Source organism: Methylobacterium sp. B4, from assembly GCF_003201865.1.
In the GTDB taxonomy this organism is placed as follows: Bacteria; Pseudomonadota; Alphaproteobacteria; order Rhizobiales; family Beijerinckiaceae; genus Methylobacterium.
Genome location: NZ_QJJJ01000020.1, coordinates 53261 through 72631, shown reverse-complemented (window position 1 = coordinate 72631; position 19371 = coordinate 53261). Strand labels below are relative to the sequence as shown.

The window sequence follows — 19371 nt, the reverse complement described above, 5'->3', positions numbered from 1 at the left end:
ACAGGACATCTACGACAGCCAGCACATCTTCGACCGCGTCTGCGACGAGCATGACATCGAGCATCGGCTGACCAAGGTGAACCATCCTTGGACCACGGATGAGGTTGAACAGTCCCCTTGTTGCGATCCGTGCTATTTTGTTGCCGCCCACGGGCGACCGCGTGACGAAGAGCCGGGTTCGAGGTGTAAGCCCGGCCGCGCCGTCTTCAGAGTCGCTCCTCCTTTGCGGCGCCCGTGGGTACGCGTCGCCCACGCCGGCTCCAGCCCTCGGTCAGGCGTCGGTAGGCGACCTCCGCCTGCTCGACACGCCGCCGCTCCTCCTGCCGGACGCGGCTCAGGTTGTAGGCGTAGGCCGTTCCGCGCTGACCACGCCGTGCCGGCTCGCCCGAGCGCAGCTCCAATTCCCGCAGCTTCTTGGCGTGGAGCGCCGGACGCACCCAGGCGTAGTCCTCGCCCCGCGTGAGCAGGTGCCAGATGATCACCGCCAGCTTGCGTGCGACCGCCACGGCCGCGACGTGAGGCCCACGCCGCGCCGACACGCGCTGGAAGAAGGCGCGCAGTGGACCGGGCCCGCGCACCGCCTGCCAAGCCGCCTCGACCAACATTGTGCGGGCGTGGCTGCGCCCCTGCTTGGTGATGCGTCCATGCCGTGGCTTGCCGGATCCGGACTGATGCACGCTCGGGTTCAGCCCGAGATAGGCCACGAGCCGATCCGGGCCGGCGAACCGCGCCACGGGTCCGATGGCGGCGATCAGCCCGACTGCGACCACCAAGTCGATGCCCGGGATCGTCATCAGCCGCGTGACGTTCGCGTCGGCGCGGGCCTCGCGCGCCAGTTCACGCTCGACGACCTTCAAGTCCTCACTCAGCCGGTCGTACTCACGCAGGTGCCGGGCGACGGCATCACTATCGTCGCCGGGCAGCGGCTGTGCCAGCAGCCAGGTCCGTCCCCGCGGCCCGAACAGATCGGCGTGGGGACAGGGCGGCACGAGATGCGCATGCAGGATCGACTGCACCATCGTCTTCAGCCGCGTCCGCTGCCGGACGATCTGGGTGCGGCGTGTGACCTGGCGCCGGAGCGCAAGCGTTGCCTCATCCGGGATCCAGACCTCTGGCAGAAAGCCACTGGCATAGAGCCGCGCCAGCACGGTCGCGTCGATGATGTCGGTCTTGATCCGCGCCTCGGCGATCAGCCGCACTTGGCGCGGGTTGGCGATCACCACCCGACCGACATGCGGTCGGATCACTTCCGCGACCGCGCTGGCGTTGCCGGTCGCCTCCACGACGACATGGTCGTCGTGCGTCAGCGTCTTGGCGAACGCCGTCAGGTGATCGCGCGTCATGCCGATTCGACCAAAACGCCGGACCGCGCCGTTCTCCAGCATCACCGCTTCGGCGAAAACGCGGTGGATGTCCAATCCTACAACCCGCATGAGCCTATCTCCTCGTCTCGATCACGGGAGCTGGCGGGCAACACGGCAACTACGGATCCGCGCTCGCAGCGCATCCGGGCGAGCCGCAGGGGCGGCCAGATAGCGGCTCGGGCTCGCAGCCCATCGTCTAAGGGTCGGCCTGCCCGCACTCACGTGCTCCCGGTGCCCCGTGTCCCGGATGCGCTCACCACAGCGCCGATCCGAAGATCAGCGGAACGCGACGGCACCGAGGGTCAACATGCCGGATAACGGACAAGTCGAGCGGATGAACCGCACGATCAAGGACGCGACGGTCAAGCGCTACCACTACGACAGTCACGACCAGCTTCGAGCGCATCTGCACCTGTTCGTCGATACCTACAATCACGCTCGTAGGCTCAAGACCCTGCGGGGCCTGACACCCACCGAGTTCATCCTGAATGCCTGGACGAAAGAGCCCAATCGCTTCAGGATCGACCCGTCACACCTCATCCCGGGACCATACACCTAGTCCGCCCGCTCTATGCTGAGGGGTGCGTCAAACAGGTCGCATTTACCCCGCCTAGCTCTGCCGCGGCAGGGTCTTCGTTTTGGGCCCCGCGTACCGCCGCGAGCATCTGCTTCCGCACCTCCACCATGCGGTCGCATCAAGGCCCACGCCCGATATTAAACCACACACTCTCTAGCACCATAGCGCGCCAGTCTGCATGCTGCGGATCCATCTGCACAATGTGCATATTAGCTTCGTCCAAGGCATCGAGACCGCCAGCTGCATAAATGCTTTCGCCAAGAACAAGGAGTTCCACCCAGTTGGCATCTCCCGTTGGGTCTATGCCGATGCAGCCAAGATCCGGCCCGAGCTGTGCCCTCCCCGGCACCTGCCATGTGGTGAGCGCTCCTCCATCGCACACGGAATTGAAGGTTGAGCCAACGCAATTATTCTCAACGAGGCTCCGCAGCAGAGTGTCCGTGGCGACCTCGGTGTCAGAGCCTTCACGACTGTGCATGGTCGCCTCCTCAAGCCGCCAACAAACGCGTTCGTCGCCGATGCCGCCTGACGCATCGTCGTGGCTCCGGCGGCACGTCCGGTTTGGCTTCGATGAGGACTACAGGAAGCGCGGACGTGTTGGTTGCACGTTTGACACGTCATCAACATGTCGTGGCCAATTGCCAGCCTTGCCGGCTGGACTGGAAAGGACCGGGAGCCGCATATCATGATTGAAAGTTTGCAACCGGTGCTGCCCTCTTCTCAAACTTTCCGCAACGCAGAACTGCGTTCAGCAGCCTCTGCAGATGCTCTCACTGACAGCCTTCATCTTGCGATCCCAGCGGCGTTCGCGGGCCTCCGCTAAGCTTTGAGCATGTTCAACCCGCGCTTTCATATCGCTAATTTTATTAGCTTCTGACCGATCAGCACCAACCTTTGGTATAGAAACTTCCGCGCCCACCCTACAGCTGGCCGCTATAGATACTGGTAGAAGACACACGAAAAGCAAGGCTGTAGCTCGCACTGCCCTTTGGAACATAGTGATTGCCTTTCGAGGAGTATAAATTTCACGAACGATCACAGCGGAAGCCTGCCTTGGATCACTATCTCGGTCGCCGAACTGCCCTTCGGGTCATTGAGTACAACCTCAATAGATCTGCATTCAGACAAGAAAATTTGTGTGTCGCCGGCATCGAAAGCCCGTTTTAGATGCGCTGTTGAGCCCTCGATTTGGCCGTCGGCAGAATGTGTGTTTCGGTCAAGATAGCTATCGATCTCATAGCTGACGATGCCGACTTTGACCCGATCATTCCCAATCGTCAGAGTACCTCGCCCACGCATCGTGCCGAGATATTTAAGTAATTGCCGCTTACCGAAGCTGGTCATTGTATCTCATCTCACAATGAAGCTAAAAATGGCTGCTGTAAAAACGAGCAGTATCCCACTATAATCAAATAACAGATTGTTCTTTAGCAGCCTGAAGCTCATCAGCCGTCACGAGGAAACAGGATGAAAGACAGCGCATCGCCTCCACGCGACGACTAACCTCTACTTGCTTGCTGTCACTATGCTCCGCCAACGATTCCATGAACACAGCGTCATCTGCTTCGTTGTCTAACCGCTCAGCGAGCCGCCGCAATGATTGAGGACCCGTATAGCAGGATCGTGCGTCATTTGTTATCATCAGAACTACATTTGCAACAGCTGGATCGAGTTCCATACCCCGATGATTTGAGTAAGCTGATGCCAGCGAATGGCTTTTTCCGAACCAGTGATATTCTAGGCCGGTCAGTCTAGGTAGTGTCATGGTATACTCCGTGCCTTCAAGGTCTTCTCGGTTATGCACTCAGCAGCAGATTGATGACGTAGTCGCCGGCATTGCAGACGTATCTTTACCGTATTTCGCTGGAGCTTTGGACATTTTCTTCCCAGACAGCCACATCATGGTACCAGGCAGAATCAGATACTTCAGGCTGATGGGATTTCAGCTCCGCAATATCCTCTATTTTTCCTTGATCAAAGCGTGAAAACATTTGGTTTTGATTTGCCGGAACAATCTTACCCTCACAATTCGAAAGCACGAACGCAGTCATGCCCATTGATAAACTCCTGAATCCTATGGATAGGCGATTCTCAATTCATTAGTTAATTACTAGGATATGAGATTCAAGACCTGTCAATAAGATTCATTAGAATAATTGGTTTTCGCCTTGTGCGGTATTTTACGAACAGGCGGGAACAGCAAAAGTCCTGGAACGTTGCTTAAGATGGGCAGCTGAGATCTAGCAATGTGAGCTATGGCATACCAATCAGGTTCGGAAAGTCCTCAATAGAAAGCTTGCTATCATGTTCACAATACTGCGTTTCGGACGTAGAGTACGACTTCCTTCAACGGTGGAGATAAAGCACAAACTCACGATGATGGCTTCGGCGGATGCTCTTGCCGCCGCATTAGAGGATCAAAAATGTAGCGCAAGTGATTTTGTGGAAATACTAAGAGAGCTGAATATAAAGTACAATGTCTCACGAGACAGGGTGCACATGATTCTCAGCCGCTTCGGTCCCGGCCGGTCTGAGATGATGGAGGCCGCAAAAAGTCTCAATGAGCGAAAACATCAGTAAGATTTCAGAAATACTGCGGCAAACAGTCATTTCTAGTGGCCTACAGTACTGTCATCATCGCTGGCGCCGGTCGCCGAAGCCTCCCGCCAGATGACATCGTAGATCTCTCGCGCGGCCGCCGTGTTAGGCCGAAGTCGCGGGCTAAGAGCGCCTAACAAAACGGGTTATGGCGCGTTGGCGAGGATGGCCAAACCGATCCTCCCCGACGATCTCTGGCTGGAGATCGCCCCGCTTCTTCCTGCCGCGAAGCCTCGTCCACAAGGCGGTCGTCCTCCCCTGGAGAACCGAGCTGCTCTGACTGGCATCCTGTTCGTTCTGCGCACGGGCATCCCGTGGGAGTGGCTGCCGGTCGAGATGAAGTGCGGCTCGGGCATGAGCTGCTGGCGGCGGCTGCGGGACTGGCAAGAGGCCGGCGTGTGGGCTCGGCTGCATCAGGGTCTCTTGAAGCGCCTTCACGCAGCCGGCGAGATCGACTGGAGCCGAGCGAGTGTGGCGGTGGAGAGTTATCTACCTGTACGATCTCAAACCCTCTTGCATCAAATCCGTCGTCAGAGCCGGTGCGCCCTGTAGCTTCCAGCTGCCGCCACGGTTTAAAGTCATATGCTAACTGTCTCGCCAGGTCCTCAAATCGTTTATTCTCCAAGTTCTCAAATGGAAGCGGATGAAATGTTCGCGCTGTAAGAGGCTTTCGGGTCATGGCGTTGTTATACTCCTAAACTGCCAACAACTCACCCCACCGCGTTGTGTAACGCTGGGATAGGAACTCCGCCTTGAGGTTCCAGCTCCGCGCCATACCGCTGCACGCGAACCGCACCCGGTCCCGGCCGAACCGACGATTGAGGCCGTCCACCATCTCCATAAGGCGCACCCGCTGCGGCGTGTCGGGTTGGATGAACAAGGAGCCTTGCACGCTGGCGGCGGGAGCCAGGTCGAGGAACAGCACGCCCGTTTTCTTGTAGCGGAACCCCGGCCGGTAGATCTCCCGCAGGCCGAACAGGGCCGCCCGGATCAGGCGGCCCGTGTCGGCCGTGGCTATCGTCAGCTTGACGTGTCGCGTGGCGTAGTACTGCGGCTGATCCGGCTTGTGCTTGTTGGTGTTCAACAGGACGATGATGGCGGGCGTCGCCAGGCCCTGCCTGCGCATCTTCTCGGCCGCACGCGACACGTAGGCGGTCAACGCCTCGGCCAGCTCCTCAAACGTCTCCACGTACCGCCCGAAGCTGCGCGAGGTGCATATCGTCTTGCTGTCCGGGCTGTCCTCCTGCAGGTCGATGCAGGGACGCCCCGCAGCTCCATGACGGTGCGCTGCAGGATCACGTTGAACCGCTGGCGGATCATCGTCGGATCGGCGTCGCGGAGCTGTAGCGGGGTTGTTATGCCGATCTCGGCCAGCCGGCGGGGCAGGCGGTAGCCGACGCCCCAGAGGTCATCAAGGGTGAGCTTTGCCAAGGCGGCGGTCTGCTGCGCCTCGGTGGCGAGGTAGCACACCCCGCCGCTCTCCGGGGTCTTCTTGGCGGTGCGGTTGGCGACCTTCGCCAGGGTCTTGGTCGGCGCGATCCCGACACACACGGGGATGCCGGTCTTGCGGCCCACCGTCTCCCGCAGGATGCGGGCGTGTCCCTCCGGGTCGGCGAACCCGGACAGGCCAAGAAACGCCTCGTCAATCGAGTAGATTTCCAGGTCTGGGGTGAAGTCGGACAGCACCCGCATAACGCGGGCGGAGACGTCCCCGTACAGGGTGTAATTACTGCTGAATATCCGAACGCCCCACTTCGCCCACTGCTGTTTGTTCAGGTGGTAGGCGTCGCCCATCTTCACGCCAAGGGTTTTGGCTTCGTTACTGCGGGCAATGGCACACCCGTCATTGTTAGAGAGAACAACAACGGGCTTACCAATTAGCTTTGGCTGAAACAGACGCTCGCACGACGCATAGAAGTTGTTGCAGTCAACGATTGCAATGGGGCCAGCCATGGCTAGTCAGGCAGGCTTAGCGAACCATCTGCGGCCAGCGTGAAGCCGGGGTTCCAGGCGATCTCCCAGAGGAAGCCCTCGGGGTCGGCAAAGTGGCCGTGGTAGCCGCCCCAAACCGCGTCTTGGGCGGGCTGTGTGATCCGGCCTCCGGCAACCTCGGCCGCCGCCAGCACGGCGTCTACCTCGTCACGGCTGCGGGTGTTGTAAGCCAGCGTAAAGCCCTGCGAGGGCTGCGCCTGAACCGCCACGCCGGCATCCTGCGCGAGGTCGGCACGGGGATAGAGCGAGAGCCCAAGACCGCCGAGCTGGAAGAACGCGACACCCTGCGCGTCCCGCACCTTCCGGGGCCAGCCGAGGGCTTCGTAGAAGGCCGTGGCGCGCGCTAGGTCAGTCACGCCGAGGGTAATCAGGCTGAGACGCGGTTCCATGCTCAGAAGGTCCGCGAGCTGCCGGTGACGACGCCCCACACCTGGAAGTCGGCCTCGGCCGGCACCTCGATGTTCGGGAACGCGGGGTTTTCGGCCTTGAGCGTCACGCGCTCGCCGCGCCGCTGATAGGTTTTCATCGTGAACTCGCCGTTGAGACAGGCGACGACGATGCAGCCGTTCCGGGGCGGCTTGGCCTTGTCCACCACGGCCACGTCACCGGGAAACAGGCCCCGGCCGGTCATGCTCTCGCCCGCAACGCGGACGAGGAACACGGACGGGGAGCCGATCCCGTGCAGTTCGTTGAGGTCGAGCGGGCGCTCGAGGTGATCCTCGGCCGGGGAGGGGAACCCGCAGGCCACGGAAGCGGTCACGAGGGGGGCGCTGGCGCTTAGGCGCACCTCACCCTTGAGAAAGGCCCCGATGCCGCTCCCGCTGCCGCCACGGTTCTCCGCGACCCGGCGGGCGGCGGCGGCGAGGTCCACCGGCAGGCGGACAACGGTGGTGGCCTCGGCGTGGCGTGAGCCAACCTTGCGCCCGGCGCCGGGGCGGGCACCGCCGCGCCTGTTCATCTCGGCCATTGGCCCGCCCTCCGTTTGATTAACTGTTACAAACAATCAAACGCAGAAGCGGGCCCGAGGTCCAGACAGTTTCTTGTGTCAATGCCTGTTTTGTAGGCAGGCCTGTGTCTTCTGGGGACAACCTGGCTGCCGATGCAGTCCGTCCGCAGCTGTGTGCCGGACAGCACGGGAGGGCCGTGGACGCCGTAATTCTTGCTCAACCTTTACGGCTTGTTGCGCCGACCGGGCGAGGCTGCCCGCAATGATCGGTCATCAGGGTGCTGTGATGCGTACGTTCGACCATCTGCATACCACCTACATCGATGCCTCGGCGGATCCGCGGCTGCACGGCATCGCGCGCGGCCTGGGCCTGCTGCTGGAGACGGGCGAGGACGACGACCTGCCAGAGGAGCTGCACGACCTAGTCGGCCAGCTGACCCTGCGCGACGACTGGGACGGTCCGGACCGGGAGGACTGACCGGCTAGAACTCGGGGTTGGTCCGCGCGGAGAACCGGTCGCGGGCCGTGAACCGGTCGGCCGGCAGCTCGCCGCAGGGGCGCCGGTAGACGATTTCGCTTAGGAACGACCGCTCGATCTCGATCTGGTCTTCCTCGAGATCGATGTACCAGCAGCGCCGCGCGCCGCTCCAGCGGTAGCGGCGGGCTTTCAGCAAGTCCTTGGTCTCGATCGGCGAGCCCTGCGCCCACAGGCGCACGGTGGGCCGGCGGGCGGTTTCGAGGAGACACGAAAGGGCCAGGCGCCCGGAGGTCCGGAGCGGGCTGTCGAGCAGCCGGAGCAGGGCGTGACAGTCATCGATCGCCCGGTGACCCTGGTGGAAGAACCCGTGGTCGATCAGCAGATAGCCGAGCTTCATGCCCTCGTGACCCTCGGCCCGCCACGGGATCTGGTGGCAGGAGCAGCCCCAGTTCTTCTCGGCGAACACCGGCCAGCGCGGCTCGCACATCTGCCGGTCGAAGCTGGCGTTATGGGCGATGACCACCGCGGCGTCGGCCGCGATCCGGGCCACCGCCTCATCATCGATCCGCTTGCCGGCCACGTCGGCGTCGGTGATTCCGGTCAGGCGGGTGATCTCCGGCGGGATCGGCCTGCTGGGCTGATGCAGCTGGTTGAGGGTGTCGAGCACCCGGTAGATGCGCCCGCTGGCGCCGTACTCGAACTTGAGGATGCCGAGCTCGATCACCTCGTCCGCGGCGAAGTCGGTGCCGGTGGTCTCAACGTCGACGACGAGGCCGATGAACGTCGGCTCACTGGGCGGCTCCGGGCTGTCGGCCAGCGGCGCCAGCCGGCGCAGCACGCGGTAGTCCCCCGTGCTTTCGAGCACGGTCGCGATGCTGTCGAGGGGCTGGTTCACGGCGACACGGTCCCGGCTTGGTTCTCCCTGGCCGGCGGCGGATCTGCCGTGCGGCTGTGCCGGTGAGCTTAACCGGGCCTGCGACAGGCTGACCAGCGGAATGCCCCAGCCGTCCACAAGGCATGAGCGGGTGCGGGAACCCTGCCACGGCCTGTTCGTTGAACCGCCAGATTGGATCTGTTCTAATTCATATCAGGGCGGCAGCGCCGCCCGCCAGCTGTAGGAGTATTCCCATGGCGAACGCCAAGTGCGAGAGCTGCAAATTCTTCGACGAGCACAAGGTTAATGGCGCGGCCGCGCAACACGATGAGGGCCTGTGCCGCTTCAACCCGCCGGCGAACCAGCCCGGCCCGGACGCGCACGGCCTCTGGCCAGTGGTTGGCGCGACCGACTGGTGCGGGCACTACACCCCCGACATGACCGCCGCTGAGTAAGGCGGGACGTCGCGCGAGCGACGCAGGGGCCAGCCGGGAGGCTGGCCCTTTTTTCGTGGGCTGGCTCAGGCGAACAGGCTGAGCTGCTGTCGGTCGGTTTCAGCCAGCGCCCATGCCGGCCCAGCGGCCTCGGCGTCCAGCCACCGGGGGACGAGGGCGACCTGCCCGCCGCTCTCCTGCACCAGTGCCGGCGAGGTGAACCACGACAGGTAGCCGATTTCGGTGATTGGCAGCGATGCTTGTCGGGGTTTGATACGCTCGATCTACAGCTGCTTCGATTGCGCCAAGATGCAGTGCTCAGAGGCTGCAGGCTTCATGTGATGCACAGAAGCTATAGGGTGATCTGCGGCAAGCGTGCGATGGCGTCCGCACGTGCTTTCAGTGAAACGCTTCCGTAGCGTTCGCCGACGCTTCGAGCCGACCAGCCACACAGCGCGTCGATGACGTTGCTGGCTACGCCCGCTTCCGTTGCCACCGTACGGAAGCGATGCCGCCAGCTATGGTTGGGGCTCACACCGGGATCGCTGACGTACTGACGCGCGAATTCGCTGAGTCGGTTCTTCACTCCCTGCAACGGACCCGCGACCCCGCCCGCGGCATCTGGGACGATGAACAGTCGCTCAGCCCGCACAGTCTGCACGAATGCTGGAAAGCCGAGCTCGACAAGCTGCGGGTGCAAGGGCACGTCGCGCGCCTGCTTCGTCTTCACCGTTCCCGCCTCCGGGGTGATCCGGAGCATCCAGACACCGTCGGGGTACCCAGCAACCGCCTCCCGCCGCAGATCCTGCCGCCGCATCTGCGCGATCTCTCCGACGCGCGCCCCGGTAAAGGCGAGCACCCAGGGGATCCAGCGTTTGGCGGCGTAGGTCTGCGGCAACTCCTTGCCCGGCGTCAGGTGTAAGGCGGCGCGAAGCAGCGTGCGCGCCTCCTCGGCTGTGAACTCACGCTCGCGCAGCTTCACTTTTGCAGCCTTGGCGACCGTCACGCCAACTGCCGGGTTCTCGGCAACGCGTCCATTGTCGTGTGCCCAGCCGAACACGGCTTTCAGAGCAGCCAGATCGCTGTTCTTGACCGTCGTGGCCGAGACCAACTCACCGTTGCGCTTGCGGCTGGCGAGACGGTGATCCTTGAAGCGAACGATATCTTGCTTCGTCACGCGGTGCGCGTCGTCGTGCCCAAGAAAGGCGGTCAGCAGGCGGAAGGCGTGAGCGTACGCCTCGCGGGTTGAAACCGACTTGCCGGTCCGTTCGGCCTCGCGCCACCAAGCCTCGACCAGGGTACTCAGCTTTGCCGGCGGCAGCATAATCGGCGCCGTGCCGTACGGCTGAACCGCCATCGCCGACGACGGCAAGGTTGAACGCGCAATCGGTTGTTGGCCGACGTCGAGAGATTCGCCCTGCGCCGCGGCCCTGACGGCGAGGCTTGCCCGCTGCATCACCGCCGCGATAGCCCGAGCGAGTTTCCGACGGTTCGACTGATCGACAACAATGCCGCGCTGCTTCAGCACGGCATCAGCTTGATCGGTGCACCACTCCTCCATGTCTCGCCGAGCACCGACCAATGGATCTGCCGCTTCTTTGATGAGCGTGGCAGCCAGGTTCGATTGAAGCGACCAGCCCGACAGGCGGCGGGGCCAAAGATTCTCTCCCAGATCAATCCGCCAGAAGGCCTGCTGACTCGGCTCATCACGATGCTGGTCGATCCACCATGCGTAGAGTGGCTCGACCATCTCGTGTGCCTCGCGCTCGCTCAGCAGCTTTGGGCCTGCGCGGAGGTTCGTCCACCGTTCGTCCAGCTCAAGGAGGGCACGGGCATGGAGGCTCTTGGCGCGAACCGGATCCTTCGTGCCAAGGCTGATCTTCTCCTCGCGCTTGCCGATAAGCGCGAGAAGGTCGGCTGGCACGGCCCGCCGCAGATAGTAGATGCCGGTTTTGGGATGCTTCCAGGGACGCGTCGTCATCAACGACATTTGTACCACCCGTTTGTACCACCCGGGCAGTCCTAAGTCTCTGTTTTCACTGATTGCTTTTGCGGCTCAGCGGCTTAGTCAGCTGATGGTGCCCAGGAAAGGACTCGAACCTTCACCTCTTGCAAGACTGGTACCTGAAACCAGCGCGTCTACCAATTCCGCCACCTGGGCGCCGGACCGTTGCCGGTCGGCGATGGGGTTCGTTTAGGCGGCGACGGCGGGGGCGTCAATCGCTGTTTCGCCGACGGCTGCCAAAAATCCCGAAGCAGGCTTCGGGCGCGGCGCGGGGGCAACATGCCCGCGCCGCGCGGTCCGTCGAACCGTCTCAGCCGCGCCACTCGCGGATATCGACGAAGCGGCCGGCCACCGCCGCCGCCGCCGCCATGGCCGGGGAGACGAGGTGGGTGCGCCCGCGCGGTCCCTGGCGGCCCTCGAAGTTGCGGTTCGAGGTCGAGGCGCAACGCTCGCCCGGCCGCAGCTTGTCCGGGTTCATGCCGAGGCACATCGAGCAGCCGGGCTCGCGCCAGTCGAAGCCGGCATCCTTCAGGATGCGGTCGATCCCCTCGGCCTCGGCTTGCGCCTTCACGAGGCCGGAACCCGGCACCACCATCGCCGAGACGCCCTCGTGGACCTTGCGGCCCTCGACCATCTTCGCGACGATGCGCAGATCCTCGATCCGGCCGTTGGTGCAGGAGCCGATGAAGACCCGATCGAGGGTGATGTCGGTCATCCGCGTGCCCGGCGTCAGGCCCATATAGGCCAGCGCCTTCTCCTTGGACTGGCGCTTGTTCTCGTCGGAAATCCGTGCCGGGTCGGGCACGGTGCCGAGAATCGAGACGATGTCCTCGGGGCTGGTGCCCCAGGAGACCAGCGGGGGGAGGTTGGCCGCGTCGAGGCGGATCTCCCGGTCGAACTGCGCGCCCTCGTCGGTGACGAGACTCTCCCAGTAGCGCCGGGCGTCGTCGAAAGCGGCGCCCTTGGGCGCCTTCGGGCGGTCCTTGACGTAGGCGTAGGTCGTCGCGTCGGGGGCGACCATTCCGGCCCGCGCCCCGCCCTCGATCGACATGTTGCAGATCGTCATCCGCCCCTCCATCGAGAGGGCACGGATCGCCTCGCCGGCATACTCGATGACGTGGCCGGTGCCGCCGGCGGTGCCGATCTCGCCGATGATCGCCAGCACGATGTCCTTGGCGCTGACCCCCGGGGGCAGGGTGCCGTCGACGGTCACCCGCATGTTCTTGGCCTTGCGCTGGATCAGCGTCTGCGTGGCGAGCACGTGCTCGACCTCCGAGGTGCCGATGCCGTGCGCCAGCGCGCCGAAAGCGCCGTGGGTCGAGGTGTGGGAATCACCGCAGACGATGGTCTGACCCGGCAGGGTGAAGCCCTGCTCCGGCCCGATGATGTGGACGATGCCCTGGCGCTGGTCGAGCGCGTCGTAGAACTCGATGCCGAAATCGCGCACGTTCTCGGCCAGAGCCTCGAGCTGCGTCCGGCTCTCGGGATCCTCGATGCCCTTGGAGCGGTCCGAGGTCTGGACGTTGTGATCGACCACGGCCAGCGTCTTGTGCGGCGCGCGCACCCGGCGGCCGGCCACGCGAAGCCCCTCGAAGGCCTGGGGGCTCGTCACCTCGTGCACGAGGTGGCGGTCGATGTAGAGGAGGGCGGAGCCATCCGGCTCGACATCGACGACGTGGTCGTCCCAGATCTTGTCGTAGAGGGTGCGCGGCGCGGTCATGATGCGGGTGTCTTGCGGGGTTTGAAGGGCTCCGTCACGGACGACGCCCCCGCCGGGCCGCATCGCGCGGCCGGACGGCAGGGAGGATCCGGAAGAGACCCTTGTGTAATGCTCTCCGGCCGATTTCGGAAGGGCGGCAGCGCACATGACAGTTTTGCCGCGTTCCGATCGCGCCGCGACCTCGGCCCCGGCCGGCCGCTGGACCGGGGCGCGGCGCGGCATTACTCCGGTTTTCCATCCTATGATCGCCCAACGATCGCCCCCGTGATCTCCTCCTTGAGGCCGTGAGCCGGTGCCGCCAGACGAGACGCCCGAGATCCTGCTGATCCGTCAGACCCGCCCCGACGTGGCCGAGCGGCTCTCCGGGCGGTTCCGGCTGCACCGGATGGAGGAGGCGCCCGACCGCGAGGCGTTCCTCGACGCGGTCGGCCCGCGCATCCGGGCGCTCGCGGTCGGGGCGATGTGCCCGATCGGCGCCGCCCTGTTCGACCTGCTACCGCGGCTCGAGATCGTCGCGAGCTTCGGCGTCGGCTACGACACCATCGACGTGGGCGAGGCCCGCCGCCGGGGCATCGTCGTCACCCACACGCCGGACGTGCTCTCCGACGAGGTCGCCGACCTCGCCGTGGGGCTGCTGCTCGCCACCCTGCGCCGCATTCCGCAGGCCGACCGCTACCTGCGGGCCGGGCGCTGGCGGGAGGGAAGCTTCCCGCTCACCACCAGCCTGCGGGAGCGCCGGGTCGGCATCCTCGGGCTCGGGCGGATCGGGCGGGCCATCGCCCAACGGCTCGAGGGGTTCGGCGTCGCGATCGCCTATCACGGCCGCACGCCCCAGGCCGACGTGGCCTACGCCTATCACGACAGCCTGCTCGGACTGGCGCGGGCGGTGGACGTGCTCGTCGTGGCCGCCCCCGGCGGGCCGGGCACGAACGGGATCGTCGATGCCGCGGTGCTGGCCGCGCTCGGGCGCGAGGGCATCGTCGTCAACATCGCCCGCGGCAGCGTGATCGACGAGGCGGCGCTGGTCGCCGCCCTGACGGCGGGGACGATCCACGGGGCGGGGCTCGACGTGTTCGCCAACGAGCCGCACGTGCCGCAGGACTTGATCGACCTCGACCAGACAGTGCTGCTGCCGCATGTCGGCTCGGGCTCGCATTACACCCGCGCGGCCATGGCCCGGGTGCTCGGCGACAACCTGTTGTCCTGGTTCGACGGCAAGGGCCCGGTGACGCCGGTCCCCGAGACGCCCTGGAGCGGGCGATGACGAGGGGGCCGAGGATGGGACGATGGGCGATCGCGGGGGCGCTGGCAGCGCTGGCCCTGACGGGGCAGGCCGCTCGCGGGCAGGACACGTCGCCTGCGCCGCCCGCGCCGGAATTGCCCGTCACCGAGCCGGCTCCGGCCGCCCCCGCACCCGCGGAGGGCGCGCCCGCGCCGGCGGGCCTCGCGACGCTGCCCGAGACGCTGCCCGAGACGCTGGCGGGGGCCGCCGGCACCTGGGATCTCTCGCTCGCCGGCGGCAACCGCCGCTGCGTGCTGACGCTCGCGACGGATACCGGCCCGAGCGGGCGCGTCGTGCGCTTTCCCGCCGGCTGCCGCCGGGCGCTGCCGCTCATGGCCGGGATCACCGGCTGGCTGTTTCCGGGCGAGGGCATCCGCCTCGTGGACCGCAACGCGCGGCCCCTGCTCGCCTTCTCCCGCAACCCGGACGGGATGAGCCTCGGGGCGACCGCCGAGAGCGGCGAGCGCTACAACCTCGTGCCGCTTCAGATCGCAGCGATGCGGCCGCCCGACCCGGCTGCCGGAGCGGGATCGCCCGCGCCGGCGGCCTCGGCGGAGGCAGCGGCGCCCGCGCCTCCGCCGGAGGGGCCGGCGCCGGGCCTCTACGCCCTGGACCGGGCCACGCAGAAGGACGTCTGCCGCATCGAACTCGCGGCGTCCGCCGGGACCGAGCGGGAGGCGGCGCCCGTAAGGTTGCAGCCGGATTGCCGCGACAGCGGGATCACGGTGTTCGATCCGGTGAGCTGGCGCTTCGCCAACGGCCACCTCACCCTGAAGGCGCGGCGCGGCCACGCGGTGAACCTCGTGGCGACCGGGGACGGGCGCTGGCGGCGGGATCCCGAGATCGGCGTCGCCTTCGTCCTGCGGAAGGTGGAGCCGTAGGGGAGGGCGGCGTCCGGCGGGCTCTCAGAAGAGCGGGCGCAGGGCGAGGTGCAGGCCGAGCCCCAGCAGGCCGACGAAGAAGCAGCGCCGAAACACCCGCTCGCTGACCCGGCCCCGCACCCAGCCGCCGAGCACCATGCCGAGCAGCGCCGGGACGAGTGCGATCAGCGAGACGCCCGCGATGCCCGGTGAGAGGGCGCCCCCGCCCGCCAGCGCGACCGCCAGCGCCAGGGTGGAGACCGTGAAGGACAGGCCCAAGGCCTGGATCAGGTCGTCCTTGGTCAGCCCGAGCGCGCCGAGATAGGGGGCGGAGGGGAAGGAGGAGACGGCGGTGGCCGCCGTCACCAGCCCCGTCGCGACGCCGACGAGCGGGCCGAGCCAGCGCTCCGCCGCGGGCGGAACGTGCAGCCGCAGGGCGGCGAGGCCGACCACGGCGTAGGCGATCAGGGCGAGGCCGAGGAAGACGGTGGCCTCGGCGCCGTAATGGCCGTGCAGGATCGCGGCCGCCGCGAGCGTACCGACCACGCTCGCCGCCAGCATCGGCCAGAGCCGGCGCAGGAGGACGCCGAAGCGGGGCCCGGCCGCCAGCTGCCAGACATTCGTCACGAAGGCGGGCACGACCAGCAGCGCCGCGGCCTGGACCGGCGCCATGACGAGGCTCAGGAGGCCCATGGCGACGGGCGGAAGGCCGAGCCCGACCATGCCCTTGACGAAGCCGGCGAGCAGGAAGGCCGAGGCGGCGACAGCAAGGGAGAGCGGGTCCAGGGTGAAGGACATGGGCGGTCCTGCGGCTCGAAATGACGCGGAAGGGGGAGGGGGTTCGGCTCAGTCGTGAAGCAGCATGTCGCGCAACCGGGCGCCGTCATCCGCCGGCTCCGCGGCGGCAGCGGATGCGCGCGCTGCCGGTCCGGCCTGGGAGGACGGGAGGGGCGCGAGCGCGGCGCCGCAGGCCGGTGCGGCGACTTCGGAGCGGGCGAGGGCGGTCAGAGCGGTCACGGCCGCCAGGAGGAGCGCCGCGCCTTCGAGCAGGCCGACACCCGGGCGCGTCGTCGTGTGTGCATTGCGTGCCATGACCTCAAGTCTGGCATGGTGACGGCCCGCGACAATGCGGAAGTGGCCCCGGATAGCCTTCGGATGAGCCGAAGCCCTTGCCCGAAGCCCTTGCCCGAAGCCGCCTTCCGCTGGAAGCATGGGGCATGCGCTTCGACCTGACCGATCTGCGCCTGTTTCTCCACGTCGTCGAGGCCGAGAGCATCACGCGCGGCGCCGACCGGGCGGGGCTGGCGCTCGCCTCGGCGAGCGAGCGCATCCGCGGCATGGAGCTGGCGGGCGGCGTGCCGTTGCTGGAGCGCCATCCCCGCGGGGTGCGGCCGACGCCCGCGGGCCTCGCCGTGGTCCACCACGCCCGGCTCGTGCTGGGCCAGCTCGAACAGATGCGCGGGGAACTCGGCCAGTACGCCCACGGCTTGCGCGGCCATGTCCGGCTGCTGTCGGTCACGGCGGCGGTCGCGGCCTTCCTGCCCGACGCGCTGTCCGGTTTCCTCGCCGCCCACCCGACCATCGACATCGACCTGGAGGAGCGCACCAGCCGCGAGACCGTCGATGCGCTGGCCGGGGGGCTTGCCGATATCGGCATCGTCGCCGACACCACCGATCTCGGCGCCCTGGAGACCCTGCCGCTCTGCCTCGACCGGATCGTCCTCGTCGTGCCGGAGGGGCACGCCCTGGCGCAGCGAAGCGGCGTCGCGTTCCGGGAGGTGCTGGACGAGCCCCTGGTCGGCCTCAGCCACAACCGGGCGCTCCAGGCCCATCTCGCCACGCACGCGGCCCGGGCCGGCCGGCCGTTCAAGCTGAGGGTGCGCCTGAACGGGCTCGACGCGGTCTGCCGGATGGTCGAGCGAGGCGTGGGCGTCGCCATCGTGCCCGAGGCCGCGGCCCGGCGCGCGGGCGAGACGATGGCAATCCGCTCGATCGCGATCGACGAGCCCTGGGCCCTGCGGCGCCTGACTCTGTGCGCCCGCAGCATCGCCGCCCTGCCGCCCCATGCCCGCAGCCTCGTGCAGCATCTCGCGGCGCATCTGGGCGCCGCGCCCGCCTGAACACCGCCACGGGTTCAGGCGCCGCGCGTCGATTGCGGGACCGTCCCCTTCAGCGCCGCGTCGCTCGTCATCAGGTGCGGTCGTCGGGGATGTGGCCCGACAGGCGCGAGGTCAGCCCCTCGACGCCCCGGCGCCTGTCGCGGTGCAGCTCACCGGCCACGGCGAACCCGTTCACGAGCCGGACGCCGACATCCGGTTCCAGGCTCCGCCGCAGCGCCAAGAAACAGAAACGATGGAAACGGATTGTTTTTCCAAAATCGGGTCAGATGGTTTGCCCCCCGTCGACGACCATGGCGTGCCCGATGACGAAGGCCGCCGGCTCGGAGCAGAGATAGAGAACCGCCGCCGCGATCTCCTCGGGCCGGCCCATCCGTCCGACCGGCTCCTGAGCCACGACCCGCGCCACCCCTTCCGGGGTTCCCTCGGTGAAGCGCTGCATCATCGGCGTATCGATGATGCCGGGGCAGATCGCGTTCACCCGGATGTTGCGGGCGGCATAGTCGAGGGCGGCCGCCTTGGTGAGGCCGATCACGCCGAACTTGGCGGCGCAATAGGCGGCCTGCCCGGCAATGCCCTTCACCCCGGCGCCGGAGGACGTGTTGACGATGGCGCCGCCGCCGCGCTCGAGCATCAGCGGGATCTGGTGCTTCATGCAGAGGAACACGCTCCGAAGGTTGACCGCGGCGATCCGGTCCCACTCCGCCTCGTCGAGATCGACCATGGCCGTGACCGGCTGCTCGATGCCGGCATTGTTGAAGGCGAGATCGAGTCCGCCGAACCGGTCGACCGTCCGGTCCAACGCGGCCTTCACGTCGTCCGAGCGCGTCACGTCGCAGCACAGGGCCAGCGCCGTCCCGCCCTCGGCCTCGATCAATCGCGCCGTCTCGCGGCTGCCCTCCTCCGCCAGGTCGGCGACCGCCACGCTGGCGCCCGCCCGGCCGAAGGCCAGGGCCGTCGCGCGGCCGATGCCGCCCGTCGCGCCCGTGACGAAGGCGACCTTGCCCGTGAGTTCTGCCCGTCCGTCGCGCGTCATGCCGTCCGCCTTCCTGCTTCCGCCGCGGCGGGAGGTTCGTCCGCGCCGCTTCCGGAAGAGCTAAGGCCTGCGCCGGCGAGGGATTAGCTGCTAAAACCAGCACGGGCTCATAAGCAGGACGGATGAATGGCGCGGGAGAGCCTGGACGACCTGTTCGCCTTCCGGGCCGTCGCCCGGGAACGCAGCTTCACCCGCGCCGCCGCACGGCTCGGCGTGTCGCAGCCGGCCCTGAGCCAGACGATTCGCGATCTCGAGGCGCGGCTCGGCCTGCGGCTCCTGGCGCGCACCACCCGCAGCGTCGCCCCGACCGAGGCCGGCGAGCGCCTTCTCCTCTCGATCGGTCCTCACCTCGACGGGATCGAGGCCGGGCTGGAAACGCTGACCGCCCTGCGCGACCGGCCCGCGGGCGCCCTGCGGATCACCGCGCCCGAACACGCCGCCGAAACCCTTCTCTGGCCGACCCTGGAGCGATTGCTGCCGGATTACCCGGACATCACCGTCGAGGTCGTCACCGACCAGAGCCTGACGGACATCGTGGCCGGCCGCTTCGATGCGGGCATCCGCATCGGCGAGCACATCGAGAAGGACATGGTCGCCCTGCGCATCGGCCCGGACATGCGCATGGCCGTCGTCGGGGCGCCGGCCTACTTCGAGGGGCGGAGGCGGCCCGAGCGTCCCGAGGAGCTGACCGCACATCGCTGCATCAACCTGCGCCGCCAGACCCGCGGCGACCACTACCCCTGGGAGTTCGAGCGGCGGGGGCGCGCCCTCAACCTGCGCGTCGAGGGCCCTCTCGTGTTCACCGGCCTGCGCCTGATCCGCAGCGCCGCCCTGGCCGGATTCGGGCTGGCCTACCTGCCCGAGGACCAAGTGCAGGACGACCTGACCCGGGGCAGGCTCGAGCGGGTTCTGGCGGATTGGTGCGAGCCGTTCTCCGGCTATCACCTGTACTATCCGAGCCGGCGTCAGCACGCCGCCGCCTTCGCCGTCCTGGTCGAGGCTCTGCGCTACCGGCCGTCGGGGCCGTAGCGCCGGTTCATCGAAAGTCGGCGCCGGCAAAGAGCGGGTTCGGCGCGCGGGCGAAAGAC

Annotated in this window: 21 protein-coding genes, 1 tRNA gene and 3 pseudogenes; 9 read left to right on the top strand and 16 right to left on the bottom strand. The window is 66.6% G+C overall.

The features are described 5' to 3' along the window. A pseudogene (locus tag BY998_RS19295) lies at positions 1–112 on the top strand (IS481 family transposase); the annotation flags it as partial. Positions 113–206: 94 nt separating this feature from the next. On the opposite strand, the gene BY998_RS19290 reads toward BY998_RS19295, so the two are convergent. Continuing rightward, entirely contained in the window at positions 207–1433 is a 1227-nt protein-coding gene (locus tag BY998_RS19290) for an IS110-like element ISMch4 family transposase (RefSeq protein ID WP_110353279.1), read from the bottom strand. Between the two features lie 247 nt (positions 1434–1680). On the opposite strand from BY998_RS19290, the pseudogene BY998_RS19285 reads away from it, so the two are divergent. After that, positions 1681–1923 (top strand): annotated as a pseudogene (locus tag BY998_RS19285) (integrase core domain-containing protein); the annotation flags it as partial. 136 nt (positions 1924–2059) lie between these two features. On the opposite strand, the gene BY998_RS24055 reads toward BY998_RS19285, so the two are convergent. The 4 genes from BY998_RS24055 to BY998_RS24040 form a co-directional block, all read right to left on the bottom strand. Further along, positions 2060–2419 carry a hypothetical protein gene (locus BY998_RS24055; RefSeq protein ID WP_146221815.1) on the bottom strand — a complete coding sequence of 120 codons (360 nt, stop codon included), beginning with the start codon at positions 2417–2419 and terminating at the stop codon, positions 2060–2062. 557 nt (positions 2420–2976) lie between these two features. Further along, positions 2977–3285 carry a hypothetical protein gene (locus tag BY998_RS24050; protein WP_146221814.1) on the bottom strand — a complete coding sequence of 103 codons (309 nt, stop codon included), beginning with the start codon at positions 3283–3285 and terminating at the stop codon, positions 2977–2979. Positions 3286–3349: 64 nt separating this feature from the next. After that, the gene (locus BY998_RS24045) at positions 3350–3706 is read right to left on the bottom strand and encodes a hypothetical protein (RefSeq protein WP_146221813.1); all 357 of its coding nucleotides are present in this window, start codon (positions 3704–3706) and stop codon (positions 3350–3352) included. An 85-nt stretch (positions 3707–3791) separates the two neighbouring features. Further along, positions 3792–3992 carry a hypothetical protein gene (locus tag BY998_RS24040; RefSeq protein WP_146221812.1) on the bottom strand — a complete coding sequence of 67 codons (201 nt, stop codon included), beginning with the start codon at positions 3990–3992 and terminating at the stop codon, positions 3792–3794. Between the two features lie 712 nt (positions 3993–4704). On the opposite strand from BY998_RS24040, the pseudogene BY998_RS19280 reads away from it, so the two are divergent. After that, positions 4705–5013 (top strand): annotated as a pseudogene (locus BY998_RS19280) (transposase); the annotation flags it as partial. Between the two features lie 220 nt (positions 5014–5233). Here the strand turns inward: BY998_RS19280 and BY998_RS24840 are convergent. From BY998_RS24840 to BY998_RS19265, 4 genes are read right to left on the bottom strand one after another with little or no spacing between them, the layout of a single operon-like run. Beyond that, a complete protein-coding gene (locus tag BY998_RS24840; protein ID WP_245421656.1) occupies positions 5234–5728 on the bottom strand; it encodes a DUF4113 domain-containing protein in 495 nt (164 codons plus the stop codon). Continuing rightward, positions 5695–6492, bottom strand: a complete 798-nt coding sequence (locus BY998_RS24835) for a Y-family DNA polymerase (protein ID WP_245421655.1) — start codon at positions 6490–6492, stop codon at positions 5695–5697. The genes BY998_RS24840 and BY998_RS24835 overlap by 34 nt, the downstream gene beginning before the upstream one ends. Positions 6493–6494: 2 nt before the next feature. Further along, positions 6495–6920 carry a VOC family protein gene (locus BY998_RS19270; protein ID WP_110353287.1) on the bottom strand — a complete coding sequence of 142 codons (426 nt, stop codon included), beginning with the start codon at positions 6918–6920 and terminating at the stop codon, positions 6495–6497. 2 nt (positions 6921–6922) lie between these two features. Next, positions 6923–7498 carry a S24 family peptidase gene (locus BY998_RS19265; RefSeq protein ID WP_210205506.1) on the bottom strand — a complete coding sequence of 192 codons (576 nt, stop codon included), beginning with the start codon at positions 7496–7498 and terminating at the stop codon, positions 6923–6925. A gap of 265 nt (positions 7499–7763) precedes the next feature. On the opposite strand from BY998_RS19265, the gene BY998_RS19260 reads away from it, so the two are divergent. Further along, positions 7764–7955, top strand: a complete 192-nt coding sequence (locus BY998_RS19260; RefSeq protein WP_146221811.1) for a hypothetical protein — start codon at positions 7764–7766, stop codon at positions 7953–7955. A 4-nt stretch (positions 7956–7959) separates the two neighbouring features. Here BY998_RS19260 and BY998_RS19255 read toward each other — a convergent pair whose 3' ends face one another. Then, positions 7960–8850, bottom strand: coding sequence for a 3'-5' exonuclease (locus tag BY998_RS19255; protein WP_110353275.1), 891 nt, complete (start codon positions 8848–8850; stop codon positions 7960–7962). Positions 8851–9083: 233 nt separating this feature from the next. Between BY998_RS19255 and BY998_RS19250 the strand changes: the two genes are divergently transcribed. Next, positions 9084–9284, top strand: a complete 201-nt coding sequence (locus BY998_RS19250) for a hypothetical protein (protein WP_110353274.1) — start codon at positions 9084–9086, stop codon at positions 9282–9284. Between the two features lie 331 nt (positions 9285–9615). On the opposite strand, the gene BY998_RS19240 is transcribed toward BY998_RS19250, so the two are convergent. The 3 genes from BY998_RS19240 to leuC form a co-directional block, all read right to left on the bottom strand. Further along, complete coding sequence (locus tag BY998_RS19240; RefSeq protein WP_245421654.1) at positions 9616–11253, bottom strand: DUF6538 domain-containing protein; 1638 nt, start codon at positions 11251–11253, stop codon at positions 9616–9618. Between the two features lie 86 nt (positions 11254–11339). After that, positions 11340–11424 (bottom strand) — tRNA-Leu (locus BY998_RS19235). 154 nt (positions 11425–11578) lie between these two features. Further along, on the bottom strand, positions 11579–12988 hold the full coding sequence (gene leuC, locus BY998_RS19230) for a 3-isopropylmalate dehydratase large subunit (protein WP_110353273.1): 1410 nt from the start codon (positions 12986–12988) through the stop codon (positions 11579–11581). Positions 12989–13280: 292 nt separating this feature from the next. Here leuC and BY998_RS19225 point away from each other — a divergent pair, with 292 nt between their 5' ends. Beyond that, a complete protein-coding gene (locus tag BY998_RS19225) occupies positions 13281–14252 on the top strand; it encodes a 2-hydroxyacid dehydrogenase (protein WP_110353271.1) in 972 nt (323 codons plus the stop codon). A 14-nt stretch (positions 14253–14266) separates the two neighbouring features. Further along, entirely contained in the window at positions 14267–15151 is an 885-nt protein-coding gene (locus tag BY998_RS19220) for an AprI/Inh family metalloprotease inhibitor (RefSeq protein ID WP_110353269.1), read from the top strand. Between the two features lie 24 nt (positions 15152–15175). Here BY998_RS19220 and BY998_RS19215 read toward each other — a convergent pair whose 3' ends face one another. Both BY998_RS19215 and BY998_RS24490 read right to left on the bottom strand, forming a co-directional pair. Beyond that, on the bottom strand, positions 15176–15928 hold the full coding sequence (locus tag BY998_RS19215) for a sulfite exporter TauE/SafE family protein (protein ID WP_110353267.1): 753 nt from the start codon (positions 15926–15928) through the stop codon (positions 15176–15178). A gap of 48 nt (positions 15929–15976) precedes the next feature. Further along, positions 15977–16222 (bottom strand): hypothetical protein, encoded by a 246-nt coding sequence (locus BY998_RS24490; protein ID WP_181425569.1) that lies wholly within the window; start codon positions 16220–16222, stop codon positions 15977–15979. A 125-nt stretch (positions 16223–16347) separates the two neighbouring features. On the opposite strand from BY998_RS24490, the gene BY998_RS19205 reads away from it, so the two are divergent. Continuing rightward, positions 16348–17250: a LysR substrate-binding domain-containing protein gene (locus tag BY998_RS19205; protein WP_110353263.1), complete on the top strand. Its 903-nt coding sequence runs from the start codon at positions 16348–16350 to the stop codon at positions 17248–17250. A 262-nt stretch (positions 17251–17512) separates the two neighbouring features. Here the strand turns inward: BY998_RS19205 and BY998_RS19200 are convergent, their stop codons facing one another. Further along, positions 17513–18283 (bottom strand): glucose 1-dehydrogenase, encoded by a 771-nt coding sequence (locus tag BY998_RS19200; protein ID WP_110353261.1) that lies wholly within the window; start codon positions 18281–18283, stop codon positions 17513–17515. Between the two features lie 126 nt (positions 18284–18409). On the opposite strand from BY998_RS19200, the gene BY998_RS19195 reads away from it, so the two are divergent. Continuing rightward, the gene (locus BY998_RS19195) at positions 18410–19312 is read left to right on the top strand and encodes a LysR family transcriptional regulator (protein WP_110353259.1); all 903 of its coding nucleotides are present in this window, start codon (positions 18410–18412) and stop codon (positions 19310–19312) included. Positions 19313–19371: the final 59 nt, after the last annotated feature.